A 12,669-nucleotide genomic window follows, 5' to 3' on the forward strand; every position below is an offset into this window, starting at 1 on the left:
GAGTCACCGCAATGAGCCGCGCCCCAGACACATGGATCTTGACTGCCGACTGCCCCAGCGTGCTCGGCACGGTGGACGCGGTGACCCGCTTTCTGTTCGAGCAGGGCTGCTACGTCACCGAGCACCACTCCTTCGACGACCGGCTCTCGGGACGCTTCTTCATTCGCGTGGAGTTTCGCCAACCGGAAGGTTTTGACGAACAGAATTTCCGTTCCGGCCTGGCCGAGCGTGCCGAAGCCTTCGGCATGGTTTTCGAACTGACGCCGCCCAACTACCGGCCCAAAGTGGTGATCATGGTCTCCAAGGCCGATCACTGCCTCAACGACTTGCTCTACCGCCAGCGCATCGGCCAGTTGTCCATGGACGTGGTGGCCGTGGTGTCCAACCACCCCGACCTCAAGCCGCTGGCCGACTGGCACCAGATTCCCTACTACCATTTCCCCCTGGACCCGAACGACAAGCCTTCCCAGGAGCGGCAGGTGTGGCAGGTGATCGAAGACACCGGCGCCGAGCTGGTAATCCTTGCGCGCTACATGCAAGTGCTGTCGCCGGAGCTGTGTCGCAAGCTCGACGGCAAGGCGATCAACATCCACCACTCGCTGCTGCCGGGTTTCAAGGGCGCCAAGCCGTATCACCAGGCCTACAACAAAGGCGTGAAGCTGGTGGGCGCCACGGCGCACTACATCAACAACGACCTGGATGAAGGTCCGATCATCGCCCAGGGCGTGGAAGTGGTGGACCACAGCCACTATCCCGAAGACCTGATCGCCAAGGGCCGGGACATCGAAGGGCTCACCCTGGCCCGGGCCGTGGGGTATCACATCGAACGAAGGGTGTTCTTGAACGCCAATCGCACTGTCGTTCTTTAGACCGACATCGCGAGCAAGCTCGCTCCCACAGGGAGTACGCGATCAACTGTGGGAGCGAGCTTGCTCGCGATGAGGCCCTTACAGACAACAAAGAAACAAAGACACAAGCACTAACCCGAGCAATCAACGCGCTGCCTGCCTGGGCAACGCAGTTCCACAAAAACAACAGCGAGGTGAAAGCATGTCTGGTAATCGTGGTGTCGTGTATCTCGGCAACGGCAAGGTCGAAGTACAGAAAATCGACTATCCAAAAATGCAGGACCCGCGCGGCAGGAAGATTGAGCACGGTGTCATCCTGCGCGTGGTCTCCACCAACATCTGCGGCTCCGACCAGCACATGGTGCGCGGCCGTACCACTGCCCAGACCGGTCTGGTCCTGGGTCACGAAATCACCGGTGAAGTGATCGAAAAGGGCAGCGACGTCGAGAACCTGAAAATCGGTGATCTGGTGTCGGTGCCGTTCAACGTGGCTTGCGGGCGCTGCCGTTCCTGCAAAGAGCAACACACTGGCGTCTGCCTGACCGTCAACCCGGCCCGTGCCGGCGGTGCCTATGGTTACGTGGACATGGGCGACTGGACCGGCGGCCAGGCCGAATACGTGCTGGTGCCGTACGCCGACTTCAACCTGCTGAAACTGCCGGACCGCGACAAGGCCATGGAGAAAATCCGCGACCTGACCTGCCTGTCCGACATCCTGCCGACCGGCTACCACGGCGCTGTCACCGCCGGCGTTGGCCCTGGCAGCACCGTCTACATCGCCGGTGCTGGCCCGGTTGGCCTGGCGGCCGCTGCTTCCGCTCGCCTGCTGGGGGCAGCAGTGGTGATCATTGGCGACGTCAACCCGGTCCGCCTGGCGCACGCCAAGGCCCAGGGTTTCGAAATCGCCGACCTGTCCCAGGACACCCCGTTGCACGAACAGATCGCCGCGTTGCTGGGCGAGCCTGAAGTCGATTGCGCCGTCGATGCGGTAGGCTTTGAAGCCCGCGGCCATGGCCATGACGGCGTCAAGCACGAAGCCCCGGCCACCGTACTCAACTCGCTGATGGGCGTGGTCCGTGTAGCCGGCAAGATCGGCATCCCTGGCCTCTACGTCACCGAAGACCCGGGCGCTGTCGATGCGGCGGCGAAAATGGGCAGCCTGAGCATTCGCTTCGGCTTGGGCTGGGCTAAATCCCACAGCTTCCACACCGGCCAGACCCCGGTGATGAAGTACAACCGCCAACTGATGCAGGCGATCATGTGGGACCGTATCAACATTGCTGAAATCGTCGGCGTGCAGGTCATCAGCCTGGACGACGCGCCGAAAGGCTACGGCGAGTTCGATGCGGGCGTGCCGAAGAAGTTTGTGATTGACCCGCACAAGTTGTTCAGTGCGGCGTAAGCGGTAAAGGGCAAGACGGAAAAAAGGGCGACAGTGATGTCGCCCTTTTTTATTGGTTTGAAAACCTCATCCTGGCACTGATAGTGATAGCCCTGACCGATCGTTATTCCGGCGTCACTTTCGCGGCCTGCATGCCTTTGCCTCCCTTTTCGACTTCAAACGAAACGGTCTGCCGCTGTTTCAACGTTTTATAACCTTCGCCAGCTATTGCCGAATAATGAACGAACAATTCCTCGCCTCCTTTGCCGCAGGTAATGAAGCCATAGCCCTTTGCATCGTTAAACCATTTAACGGTTCCTTTGATTCGGTCGTTCATTTTTTATTGTCCTGCTTGCCCGAATGAAGAAAGGCACAGGGACTGTGGTTTGCCCAGAGCCTTGTTTTTCGCTGTCTCGGCTGGAGCTTAGAGTCGGCACCCACAGTTGCCTACTGTCAGAGTTGACAGTAGGCAATACCGAGAAGAAATAACGGATTGTGCGTTGATAGTTGGATGACTGCCGCAGCGGTCATGCCCGGCTTGTGCCTGTACCGTCGACCGATCACGTCCAGCACATCGCAGCCACCGCGCAACGGAATCGTCCGTAGGAGCTGTCGAGTGAAACGAGGTTGCGATCTTTTCCCAGACACTTGAGTCTCAAGCGAAAGATCAAGAGATCGCAGGCTTCGCCAGCTCCTACAGGGCAGATGCGGTCCCGACCCGTTCGCAGAATTCAGGGTAAAAACCTTTGGCGCTAGGGCCTTGGCAATAGGCTTGCGCCTGGGCCAGGACGTCGGCGCTGAAACTCAGGCTGCGAGGCATGCCGGCAAAGGTTTCATAGCCGCCTTGTTGGGTCTTGATGGCGTCGAACCCCCGCATGTCGTAGACCAGTTCCACGTCATCGTCGGCAAGCAGTCGCGCCTTGACCGTCACTTGCGTGTATTGCTTGCCCCCTGGTGAGCCATTGAGCGCTGCCAGGCCATGGCCGACAACGCGCAGCATGTGCGGGACCCAGGGCTCGCAGTCATCCGCGCAAGCACCTGGACGGTAAAGCACGGTCAGCGTTTGCTGGTCGCGGGTCACATCGGTGAGAGTCGGGTCGGAGCGCTTGATACGGTGCTCGATGGTCAGCCAGGTCTTTTGTTCTTCGCTGGTGCCGTCGGCCAGTTCCGGATTCAATGGGCCACGCTGGCACTCGGTGACGCCGAGTGCAATGAGCATGCCCGTCAGGATGACGGCGAGGGTCGCGCCGCCGATTTTTACGTTCATAGGCAAGCTCTGCTGGAGGAGGTCGCACTGTACGGTAACGGTGCAGGTGATGGCAGGGCGCAATGAGCCGCTGTGCAGGAACAGTGACGCGGTTGCCATTCGCGATCAATAAATCAGGTTGAAGTAGTCACCGTCCATTAGCCTGCACATTCTGGTATCCGGGCTTTCGCAGCGATTATTCACCCATCCTGAAAAGGCCGGTTCCAGGATCTGCTGATACTCCAGATTCAGATTCATGTCCCCGTACCGGCACGTGATGGTCGCCCTTGTGGCTGCCTGTGTGTCCTCGTCGGCTTCATGGATAACGTACTTGGCGCCTTTGAATTGCAACGATGCCGGGTCGACCACGTCCACCAGGCTTTCGCTCTCCCATTCGTGGCCGTCCTGTATATCGACGAAGAAAACATCTTCCACCGTTTCAATGTTTCTACGGATGTCAGTGACGGCAGGGCAGGTTATTTCACCGGCATGGGCGTGGCCGATGATCAGCCAAAGCAACACCGCGCCTCCTGCCAGTATTTTTTTCATGTGCCGGGCTCCAGGGCTCAGTTCAACGATTCACGGCTTTGGTCGGGCGGGCTACTGTCAATGTTGGCAGTTATTTATGTCAATTTAGAACTGTATGCGAATATTTGGTAACTTTTAGCTATATAAAAACGGGATCTTCTTCAAAATCAGTCGCTTCTGACGGCCTTGTAAGACTTCTCTGTAATAGCTATCGGCCATTAATGCAATAGGTATAGGAACAATCTCCGACCGCGCCGGTCCAAAACATGTTTTACGCCGCCCTGATGGGCGGCTTTTTAATGGTCGAGAGGAAGTTCCTGATGAAGGTCTCACGCGGTTTTGCTCTGTCTTGCCTGTTGGCGCTGGTTGCCAGCCCGGCCTTCGCGCAGTTCAGCCTCAGTGACGCAGCCAATGTGGTGTCGGCGATGCAGGGCAACCAAGGCGAGCAGGGGGAGGGCGTCGTGGCCGCCGCGCCGAAAGCCGCCGGGCTGCTCAATACCCTGGGATCGGAACTCAAGATCACGCCGGAACAGGCCGTCGGCGGTGCCGGTGCGATGCTGGGGCTGGCGAAGAACCGACTCAGCGAGCCGCAGTTTTCCGAGTTGAGCAACAGTGTGCCGGGCCTGGATCAGATTGCTGGGAACAGCGCCATCGGTGGGCTCAATGGCCTGGGCGGTTTGCTCGGCGGCGGGTCGGACAAAAATGCCTTGCTCGATGGCCTGCTGGGTAACGTCAAGGACACCGGCGACCTGAACAATGCCTTCAGTGCGCTGGGCATGGACAGCGGCATGATCGGCCAGTTTGCTCCGATCATTCTGCAGTATCTCGGCCAACAGGGTGTTGCCGGTTCGCTGCTGCAGAACCTGGGTGGTATTTGGGGAGCGGGTGCAGGTGTCTGATAGATAAAGGTGGCGACATCGAAAATCCGCCACGAAGCCCTTAAAAGCTCAAGCTGAAGCAGTCGGGTGTTGGCGCTTGGGCCTGAAGGTAATGCAGCGTGAGATGGATGCCACCCACATTGCAGGTGAGGGTCACCCTGCTTAATGCTTGTTCCTCTTCGTCGGATTCATGGATCGCGAACTCGGCCTCGTTGAATTGCTCCACCGCTGGGTTGGCGGCCTGTATGAGGCGCGGTTGCTGCCATTCGCGATCATCCTGAATCTCTACCGTTTCATTATTTCCATGGCTGGGTGCCGCACTCGGGTGAGTGACTTCTTCGGCGTGGACATGACCGATTATCAGCAAGAGTATTCCAGAGCCGCCTGTCATGAAGATTCCCATTGGCCTGCCTCCATATTCTGTGTCGGCGACATGTTTGCGGCTGTGCCTGGCCAGGGCTACTGTCAGGGTTGACAGTTTTTTATGTCGATTTGGAATTAAAAGAGGGCAGGTCCAAAAAAGCAGACCTCCCGCTTTAAGGTATTCATCCGCGGCGTTGCCTGTCAGAACGGTCAGGCAGTACTTCCCTCGCTGCGCAGGGCCGCGATGCGCCGGTCCTTTTCAGTCCATAGCTGGTTGACCCAGTCCTGCACGTGCTGGCGAAACACCGGGTCGTTTTCGTAGTCGCCTTGCCATAGCGTCGGGTCCAGTTCGCGGGTCTGGATGTCGATGATGACCCTGGGCACCGCGCCGCTGATCAAGTCCCAGAACCCGGGAATGCGCTCTTGCGGATAGACCACGGTCACGTCCAGCACCGCGTCCAGTTGCTCACCCATGGCTGCCAGCACGAACGCCACGCCCCCGGCCTTGGGCTTGAGCAGGTGGGTGAAAGGCGATTGCTGTTGTTGGCTTTTGGCGGCGGTGAAGCGGGTGCCTTCGAGGTAGTTGACCACGGTGACCGGCTGGCGCTTGAACAGTTCGCAGGCGGCCCTGGTGATTTCCAGGTCCTTGCCGGCCAGTTCCGGGTTCTTTGCCAGGAAAGCCTTGGTGTAGCGCTTCATGAAGGGGTAGTCCAGCGCCCACCAGGCCAATCCCAGGAACGGCACCCAGATCAGCTCTTTCTTGAGGAAGAACTTGAAGAACGGCGTACGCCGGTTGAGGGTCTGGACGAGGGCGGGGATGTCTACCCAGGATTGGTGATTGCTGATCACCAGGTAAGACGTATCGCCTCGCAGGTCCGCGCCGCCGCGGATGTCCCAGCGGGTGGGGATGCACAGGGCGAAGATCAGCTTGTCGATCTCGGCCCAGGTCTCGGCGATCCACATCACCGACCACGAGGCATAGTCGCGAAAGCGCCCGGGCAGGACCAGTTTGAGCACGGCGAACACCATCAACGGCCCGAACAGCACCAGGGTGTTGAGCAATAACAGCAGCGTGACGAAACAGCCGGTGAGCAGGCGGCGCATAGATGACTCTTGCAAACAGGTGGGCGGGCCATGATAAGCAAGCTTCGGGCGGCAGGCCAAATCGGTGTGGACGAAAGTTTCACCTTGGCCGGGGTAGGCTGGGCCACAGGTGCATGACCAACCGAACGAATCCGTCGGTCACGGTCTAAAAAAACCACCCACACAGGAAGCCTTATTGCATGAAGTCCTTTCTCGCCCTGCTTTCCCTGGTGGCCCTTCCAGTGCTGGCCGCCGAGCCAACCCTGTACGGGCGCTACGAATACATCGCGCTGCCGGAAATTGGCGGCGAAGTGCTCAAGGCCAAGATGGACACCGGCGCCCTGACCGCCTCGCTGTCGGCCAAGGACATCGAGACCTTCACCCGCGACGGCGATGACTGGGTGCGGTTCCGCCTGGCGACCAAGGGTGCGAGCAACAAGGTCTACGAGCACAAGATCGCGCGCATCAGCAAGATCAAGACCCGTTCCGAGGAAGATGAAGAAGACGATGAAAAGATCGCGCCCACCAAGCGCCCGGTGGTCGATCTGGAGTTGTGCCTGGGTAACGTCAAGCGCACGGTCGAGGTCAACCTGACGGACCGCAGCAGTTTCAATTACCCGTTGCTGATTGGCGCCAAGGCGTTGCGTGAGTTCGGGGCGGCGGTGAACCCGGCGCGGCGGTTTACGGCGGATAAGCCTGACTGCTGATTTCCCTGATTGACGTACCCCAAGGCTTGCGGCACCGTTCCGGCAACTTTACTGCCGGGCTCGCAAGCCATGCCTCATATCCTGATTGTCGAAGACGAAGCCGCCATCGCCGATACGCTGGTGTTTGCCCTGCAAGGGGAGGGGTTCGACACCACGTGGCTGAGCCTTGGTGCCGCGGCCCTTGAGCACCAGAAAAGCGCTCCGGCGGACCTGATCATTCTCGATGTGGGGCTGCCGGATATCAGCGGATTCGAGACTTGTAAAAATCTCAGACGTTTCAGCGACGTTCCGGTCATCTTTCTTACAGCCCGGGATGGCGAGATCGACCGGGTGGTGGGCCTGGAGATCGGTGCCGACGATTACGTGGTCAAACCCTTCAGCCCCCGCGAGGTGGCGGCCAGGGTCCGGGCGATCCTCAAGCGCGTGGCGCCGCGTCCGGCGGCGGAGTCGAGCACGGCGCTGTTTCAGGTCGATGCCGACCGTGTGCAGATCAACTATCGCGGCAAACCGCTGAATCTCACCCGTCACGAGTTCCGCCTGCTCAATTGTCTGCTGGAGCAACCTGAGCGGGTTTTCAGCCGCGAACAATTGCTCGATGCCCTGGGCGTGGCCAGCGATGCCGGCTACGAGCGCAGCATCGACAGCCACATCAAGAGCGTGCGCGCCAAGCTGCGCCTGGTCCGGGCCGAGGCCGAGCCGATCCAGACGCATCGGGGCCTGGGCTACAGCTACAGTCCGGGGCACAGCTGATGTCGCTGGGGATCCGGATTTTCCTGGTGTATGTGCTGTTTATCGCCTTGACCGGTTATTTCGTGCTCAACACGGTCATGGAGGAAATCCGTCCCGGCGTGCGCCAGTCCACCGAAGAAACCCTGGTGGACACGGCCAACCTGATGGCCGAGATCCTGCGGGACGATTTCAAGGCCGGCACCCTCAACCAGAATCGCTGGCCGCAGTTGCTCAAGGCCTACGGCGAGCGCCAGCCGGCGGCGACGATCTGGGGCTTGCCGAAAAACCAGGTCAGCCATCGCATCTATGTCACCGATGCCAAGGGCATCGTGGTGCTCGACTCCAGTGGCGTGGCGGTGGGCCAGGATTATTCGCGCTGGAACGATGTCTACCTGACCCTGCGCGGCCACTACGGCGCTCGCTCGAGCCGCAGCGTTCCGGATGACCCGACGTCTTCGGTGATGCACGTCGGCGCGCCGATCCGCGACAACGGCCGCATCATCGGGGTCGTCACCGTCGCCAAGCCCAACAGTTCATTGCAGCCTTATGTCGATCGCACCGAGCGGCGACTGCTGGCCTATGGCGCCGGGTTGGTGGCCCTGGGCCTGTTGCTGGGCGGCTTGCTGTCCTGGTGGCTCAGCGCGGCACTGCGACGTTTGACGGCCTATGCCCAGGCGGTCAGCCAGGGGCGGCGGGTGGAGGTACCGCATTATCGCGGTGGCGAGTTCGAGCAACTGGCGGGCGCTGTGGAACACATGCGCACGCAACTGGAAGGCAAGGCTTACGTCGAGCGTTACGTGCATACGCTGACCCACGAACTCAAGAGCCCGCTGGCGGCGATTCGCGGTGCCGCCGAACTGCTGCAAAGCGACATGCCCACCGCCCAGCACCAGCGCTTCGTCAATAACATCGACAACGAAAGTGTGCGCATGCAGCAGTTGATCGAACGGTTGCTCAACCTGGCCCAGATCGAGCAGCGCCAGGGGTTGGAAGAAGAAGTCGCGGTGCCGCTGGCGACGTTGATGGACGAGCTGCTGGAAGCGCGTGGCGGCTGGATTGAAAGTCGCCTGTTGACAGTTGAACAGCACATCGCTGCCGACCTGACGCTGACCGGTGAGCCGTTCCTGTTGCGCCAGGCCTTGGGCAATCTGCTGGAAAACGCCCTGGACTTCACCCCCGTCAACGGCCGGCTACGTATCAGTGCCGAGCGCAGCGGGGATCGCGTCGAGATCCGCCTGTTCAACCAGGCCGCGCCGATTCCCGACTACGCGCTGCCACGCCTGAGCGAGCGCTTCTACTCCCTGCCGCGTCCAGACAGCGGCCGCAAGAGCACCGGCCTGGGGCTCAACTTCGTGGAGGAAGTGGTGCAGTTGCATGGGGGACAATTCAGTATCGGCAATGTCGAGGGTGGGGTTGAGGTGGTGCTGAGGTTGCCGTGAGGGAATTTGATTAATCTTGTTATTGATTAATTTACATAATCATTTTTTAGGTTTAATTTCCTCTCAGCACCGGCGAACGATTCAATAAACCTGTCAGCAAGCCATGCCTTACGGCGAGATGACTTTCGGTCGGCTGGTCCTATTCGTGGATACACAACCGGGAGCATGAGCATGGTGAGCCTCTGGCAAAAACTGCAGGCCAAGTTGTTGCGCGCCTTCGCCAAGAGAATGAAGGCGAAGTTTACCTACGACGCAGCGTTGTTTGCGCTGCGCACAGTTGTCGAGCAAACCATCCCGACCCCTTGGGGGCCTGCGCGGGCGCTGTTTTACTGGCCCCATTCGCAGTCCTCGGCGAAGCTGCCGGTGTACCTGAATTTCCATGGCGGTGGCTTTGTCGCCGGGACGCCCGAACACGACGACAGCTATTGCCGTCGACTGGCCCATAACCTGAACTGCCTGGTGGTCAATCTGGACTATGTGCTGGCGCCAGAGCACGCCTTCCCCGCAGGCCCGCGGCAGTGCTTCGCGGTGCTCGAATGGCTGGCCAGCGAAGCCGAAACGCTGGGCATCGATCCTCAGCGTTTCGCAGTTGGCGGCCATAGCGCCGGCGGCAATCTGGCCGCCGCCGTGGCGGGGCTGGCGCGAGGGCATCAAGCGTTGAAGGTGGTGCATCAGTTGATCGACTATGCGGCGTTGGATCTGCACCAGGACCCTGCCTTGAAGACGTCCACCAGTGCCCGGCCGCTGCTCAATGCCGGTCTGATGCGCTTCTTCAACAGCTGCTACCTGAGCGATCCGGCACAAGCTCGCGATCCGTTGGCCTCACCCCTGTTGGCGCCGGTCGAGGCGCTGGCGGGGATGCCGGCTGCCACGGTGATCACGGCGCAATACGATATCCTGCGTGCCGAAGGCGAGGCCTACGCCGAGAAGTTGCGCCAGGCCGGCGTGCCGGTGCGCCAGCGAATGTTTGAAGGCTGCGACCATATGTTCACCCACCTGGGGCCGGACGAATCGGCCGAGGAGGCCTGGCAGATGATGGAGGACTCTCTGCGCGAGGCTTTCCAGACCGTGGACATGGCGGACGCCGACGTTCGTGCTCGACACGACTATGGCAGTCTCCACACAATCTCCACAATCGCTCCATAAGCCCAACACACAGCCATCCCAGACTCTCCCTCATTCGAACAGGGAGAGCCCCACATGAACCGCAGTCTCGCCATAAAACTGGGCATGATCGCCCTATTGATTCTCTTGTTGATGATCCCGTTGTTGATGATCAACGGGCTCATCGATGAGCGCCAGGAACTGCGTGACGGTGTGCTGCAGGACATCGCCCGCAGCTCCAGCTACAGCCAGCAATTGATCGGGCCGATGATCGTGGTGCCGTTTCGCAAGAGCGTGAAGGTCTGGAATACCAACGAGAAGACCGGCGTGCGTTTCCTGGAAACCGTCGAGCGAGCGGGCGAGTTGTATTTTCTACCGGAGCAGTTTGAGCTCGACGGCCAGGTCCGCACCGAAACCCGGGCCCGGGGCATCTACGAAGCGCGCTTGTTCCATGCCGATAACCGGATCGATGGTCGCTTCAAGGTGCCTGAGCGCTACGGTGTAGCCGCCAAGGATTTCGCCGATTACCGCTTCGACGAGCCGTACATGAGTGTCGGCATCAGCGATATTCGCGGCATCGAGAATGCGCTGACCTTGACGCTGAACCAACAGACCGTCGACTTCCTGCCCGGCTCGCGACTCGGCTGGCTGGGGCAGGGTGTGCATGTGCCGCTGCCGATGATCACCGCCCAGGGCGGCCCTGAGCTGACCTTCGGTTTTGACCTGCGTCTGCAAGGCACTGGCGAGTTCCAGATTCTGCCAGTGGGTAAATCCACCAAGGTGCACCTGTCGGCCGACTGGCCGCATCCGAGCTTCATCGGCAACTACCTGCCCACCAATCGTGAGATCAATGAGCAGGGTTTCAGTGCCGACTGGCAGACGTCGTTTTTCTCCACCAACCTTCTGGAAACCCTGCAAGCCTGCGAACCGAGCGATAGTTGTGAAGCGTTCCGCAGTCGGGCCTTCGGGGTGAGCTTCATCGACCCGGTGGACCAGTACCTCAAGAGCGACCGGGCGATCAAATATGCGCTGCTGTTTGTCGCCCTGACCTTCGCCGGCTTCTTCCTCTTCGAGGTACTCAAGAGCCTGGCGGTGCACCCGGTCCAATACGCCTTGGTGGGCGTGGCGCTGGCATTCTTTTACCTGCTGCTGTTGTCGCTGTCGGAGCACATCGGCTTCACCCTGGCGTACCTGGTGTCGGCCAGCGCCTGTGTATTGCTGATCGGGTTCTATGTCTGCCATGTGCTGCGCAGCGTGAGCCACGGCCTGGGATTCTCGGCAGGGCTGGCGGGCTTGTACGGTTTGCTCTACGGCCTGTTGAGCGCCGAGGACTACGCGTTGTTGATGGGCTCGCTGTTGCTGTTCGGCCTGCTGGGCGTGTTCATGGTGCTGACCCGCAAGCTGGACTGGTACGGGGTCGGGGCGAAGCCGGCGGCGGCGATGAACTTCGATTTGGGAGAGGTGAAATGAGCCGGTCGCTGGGGTTGCGTGAGGACCAGCAGGTGCGGGAGGTGCTGGTGATGCAGATTGCTGGGTTGTTTCCTTTGGATCCGGTGCGCTGCCATCGCGGGCAAGCCTTGCTCCCACAGGTTGAGCGAGGTCTATGTGGGAGCAAGGCTTGCCCGCGATGAGGCCGGCACAGCCAACGCAAAGCTAAACCCTGGGCACCGTCTCAATCATCGAAGGCCGCAGACTGACCTCGGCAAACCACGCCGCCAGTTGCGGATTGGCCTTGCGCCATTCCAGATCGGGATGGCGCAGGTCCAGGTAGCCCAAGGCGCAGGCCACGCTGATGGAGGCCACGTCGAAGTGGCAGGCCAGTTCGGCAATCGCTTCGGCTTCGAGCATGCCCAGGGCCCGGCGAATCTTGTCCCGTTGCGCATCGAGCCATTCGTCCCAGTGTTTTTCCACAGGGCGTAGCGCGGTTTCGTAGCGAATCATCACCGCCGCATCCATGATCCCATCGGCCAGGGAGGCCAGGGTCAGGCGCCGCCAGCGGGCCGCGCCGTCCCGGGGGATCAGCGGGTTGCCGACGTGCTGGTGATCGAGGTAATCGAGGATGACGCGGCTGTCGTGGATCACCGTTCCGTTGGCCAGGCGCAGGGCCGGGATCTTGCTCAACGGGTTGTCATCGATCAGCGCCCGGTCCGGCTTGACCGGCGAGAGCTGGCTGAGCTGCAACGCCACGCGGTCCTGCTGGCCGGTTTCGTGCAGCAGCACCAGGACCTTGCGAACGAAGGGCGAAGCGGGATTGTGGAACAGCGTCATGCTGGGGGTGGACATGGCAACGTCTCGATCAGTGGGGCTTGCTGCGCAGCATAGCGCGTTCGTGCGACCGAGCCGAAGGGACCCGGCCGCAAGGT

At 60.5% G+C, this 12,669-nt stretch carries 14 protein-coding genes; 8 read left to right on the forward strand and 6 right to left on the reverse strand.

What is annotated here, in order from left to right; translation table 11 throughout:
- The first annotated feature begins 11 nt into the window (after positions 1-11).
- A complete protein-coding gene (gene purU / locus AB4O09_RS03385; protein WP_003206299.1) occupies positions 12-869 on the forward strand; it encodes a formyltetrahydrofolate deformylase in 858 nt (285 codons plus the stop codon).
- Between the two features lie 181 nt (positions 870-1,050).
- Positions 1,051-2,250, forward strand: coding sequence for a formaldehyde dehydrogenase, glutathione-independent (gene fdhA / locus AB4O09_RS03390; protein ID WP_003206297.1), 1,200 nt, complete (start codon positions 1,051-1,053; stop codon positions 2,248-2,250).
- Positions 2,251-2,353: 103 nt separating this feature from the next.
- On the opposite strand, the gene AB4O09_RS03395 is transcribed toward fdhA, so the two are convergent.
- From AB4O09_RS03395 to AB4O09_RS03405, 3 genes are all read right to left on the reverse strand, one after another.
- Positions 2,354-2,566, reverse strand: a complete 213-nt coding sequence (locus AB4O09_RS03395) for a cold-shock protein (protein ID WP_003206294.1) — start codon at positions 2,564-2,566, stop codon at positions 2,354-2,356.
- Between the two features lie 357 nt (positions 2,567-2,923).
- Entirely contained in the window at positions 2,924-3,496 is a 573-nt protein-coding gene (locus AB4O09_RS03400) for a hypothetical protein (RefSeq protein WP_027912940.1), read from the reverse strand.
- 105 nt (positions 3,497-3,601) lie between these two features.
- The gene (locus AB4O09_RS03405; protein WP_003206290.1) at positions 3,602-4,024 is read right to left on the reverse strand and encodes a DUF3757 domain-containing protein; all 423 of its coding nucleotides are present in this window, start codon (positions 4,022-4,024) and stop codon (positions 3,602-3,604) included.
- Between the two features lie 299 nt (positions 4,025-4,323).
- Between AB4O09_RS03405 and AB4O09_RS03410 the strand changes: the two genes are divergently transcribed.
- Positions 4,324-4,902 carry a DUF2780 domain-containing protein gene (locus tag AB4O09_RS03410; RefSeq protein WP_460107927.1) on the forward strand — a complete coding sequence of 193 codons (579 nt, stop codon included), beginning with the start codon at positions 4,324-4,326 and terminating at the stop codon, positions 4,900-4,902.
- A 40-nt stretch (positions 4,903-4,942) separates the two neighbouring features.
- On the opposite strand, the gene AB4O09_RS03415 is transcribed toward AB4O09_RS03410, so the two are convergent.
- Complete coding sequence (locus tag AB4O09_RS03415) at positions 4,943-5,284, reverse strand: hypothetical protein (protein WP_003206286.1); 342 nt, start codon at positions 5,282-5,284, stop codon at positions 4,943-4,945.
- Positions 5,285-5,454: 170 nt separating this feature from the next.
- Complete coding sequence (locus AB4O09_RS03420) at positions 5,455-6,348, reverse strand: acyltransferase (RefSeq protein ID WP_003206284.1); 894 nt, start codon at positions 6,346-6,348, stop codon at positions 5,455-5,457.
- A gap of 179 nt (positions 6,349-6,527) precedes the next feature.
- Here AB4O09_RS03420 and rloA2 point away from each other — a divergent pair, with 179 nt between their 5' ends.
- From rloA2 to creD, 5 genes are all read left to right on the forward strand, one after another.
- Positions 6,528-7,034 (forward strand): retropepsin-like aspartic peptidase RloA2, encoded by a 507-nt coding sequence (rloA2, locus tag AB4O09_RS03425; RefSeq protein WP_003206282.1) that lies wholly within the window; start codon positions 6,528-6,530, stop codon positions 7,032-7,034.
- 69 nt (positions 7,035-7,103) lie between these two features.
- Positions 7,104-7,784, forward strand: a complete 681-nt coding sequence (creB, locus tag AB4O09_RS03430) for a two-component system response regulator CreB (protein WP_003206280.1) — start codon at positions 7,104-7,106, stop codon at positions 7,782-7,784.
- A complete protein-coding gene (creC, locus tag AB4O09_RS03435; RefSeq protein WP_460094840.1) occupies positions 7,784-9,202 on the forward strand; it encodes a two-component system sensor histidine kinase CreC in 1,419 nt (472 codons plus the stop codon). The genes creB and creC overlap by 1 nt, the downstream gene beginning before the upstream one ends.
- A 171-nt stretch (positions 9,203-9,373) precedes the next feature.
- The gene (locus AB4O09_RS03440) at positions 9,374-10,348 is read left to right on the forward strand and encodes an alpha/beta hydrolase (protein ID WP_170291499.1); all 975 of its coding nucleotides are present in this window, start codon (positions 9,374-9,376) and stop codon (positions 10,346-10,348) included.
- A gap of 54 nt (positions 10,349-10,402) precedes the next feature.
- Positions 10,403-11,776 carry a cell envelope integrity protein CreD gene (creD, locus tag AB4O09_RS03445; RefSeq protein ID WP_003206274.1) on the forward strand — a complete coding sequence of 458 codons (1,374 nt, stop codon included), beginning with the start codon at positions 10,403-10,405 and terminating at the stop codon, positions 11,774-11,776.
- A 183-nt stretch (positions 11,777-11,959) separates the two neighbouring features.
- On the opposite strand, the gene AB4O09_RS03450 is transcribed toward creD, so the two are convergent.
- Positions 11,960-12,589 carry a glutathione S-transferase gene (locus tag AB4O09_RS03450; RefSeq protein ID WP_003206272.1) on the reverse strand — a complete coding sequence of 210 codons (630 nt, stop codon included), beginning with the start codon at positions 12,587-12,589 and terminating at the stop codon, positions 11,960-11,962.
- Between the last annotated feature and the right edge of the window lie 80 nt (positions 12,590-12,669).

This window comes from Pseudomonas sp. H1_F01, from assembly GCF_054681425.1.

Excerpts from the sequence above, each read along its gene's own strand:
- purU (WP_003206299.1), top strand. The coding sequence starts at position 12 with ATGAGCCGCGCCCCAGACACATGGATCTTGACTGCCGACTGCCCCAGC.
- fdhA (WP_003206297.1), top strand. The coding sequence starts at position 1,051 with ATGTCTGGTAATCGTGGTGTCGTGTATCTCGGCAACGGCAAGGTCGAA.
- AB4O09_RS03395 (WP_003206294.1), bottom strand. The coding sequence starts at position 2,566 with ATGAACGACCGAATCAAAGGAACCGTTAAATGGTTTAACGATGCAAAG.
- AB4O09_RS03400 (WP_027912940.1), bottom strand. The coding sequence starts at position 3,496 with ATGAACGTAAAAATCGGCGGCGCGACCCTCGCCGTCATCCTGACGGGC.
- AB4O09_RS03405 (WP_003206290.1), bottom strand. The coding sequence starts at position 4,024 with ATGAAAAAAATACTGGCAGGAGGCGCGGTGTTGCTTTGGCTGATCATC.
- AB4O09_RS03410 (WP_460107927.1), top strand. The coding sequence starts at position 4,324 with ATGAAGGTCTCACGCGGTTTTGCTCTGTCTTGCCTGTTGGCGCTGGTT.
- AB4O09_RS03415 (WP_003206286.1), bottom strand. The coding sequence starts at position 5,284 with ATGGGAATCTTCATGACAGGCGGCTCTGGAATACTCTTGCTGATAATC.
- AB4O09_RS03420 (WP_003206284.1), bottom strand. The coding sequence starts at position 6,348 with ATGCGCCGCCTGCTCACCGGCTGTTTCGTCACGCTGCTGTTATTGCTC.
- rloA2 (WP_003206282.1), top strand. The coding sequence starts at position 6,528 with ATGAAGTCCTTTCTCGCCCTGCTTTCCCTGGTGGCCCTTCCAGTGCTG.
- creB (WP_003206280.1), top strand. The coding sequence starts at position 7,104 with ATGCCTCATATCCTGATTGTCGAAGACGAAGCCGCCATCGCCGATACG.
- creC (WP_460094840.1), top strand. The coding sequence starts at position 7,784 with ATGTCGCTGGGGATCCGGATTTTCCTGGTGTATGTGCTGTTTATCGCC.
- AB4O09_RS03440 (WP_170291499.1), top strand. The coding sequence starts at position 9,374 with ATGGTGAGCCTCTGGCAAAAACTGCAGGCCAAGTTGTTGCGCGCCTTC.
- creD (WP_003206274.1), top strand. The coding sequence starts at position 10,403 with ATGAACCGCAGTCTCGCCATAAAACTGGGCATGATCGCCCTATTGATT.
- AB4O09_RS03450 (WP_003206272.1), bottom strand. The coding sequence starts at position 12,589 with ATGTCCACCCCCAGCATGACGCTGTTCCACAATCCCGCTTCGCCCTTC.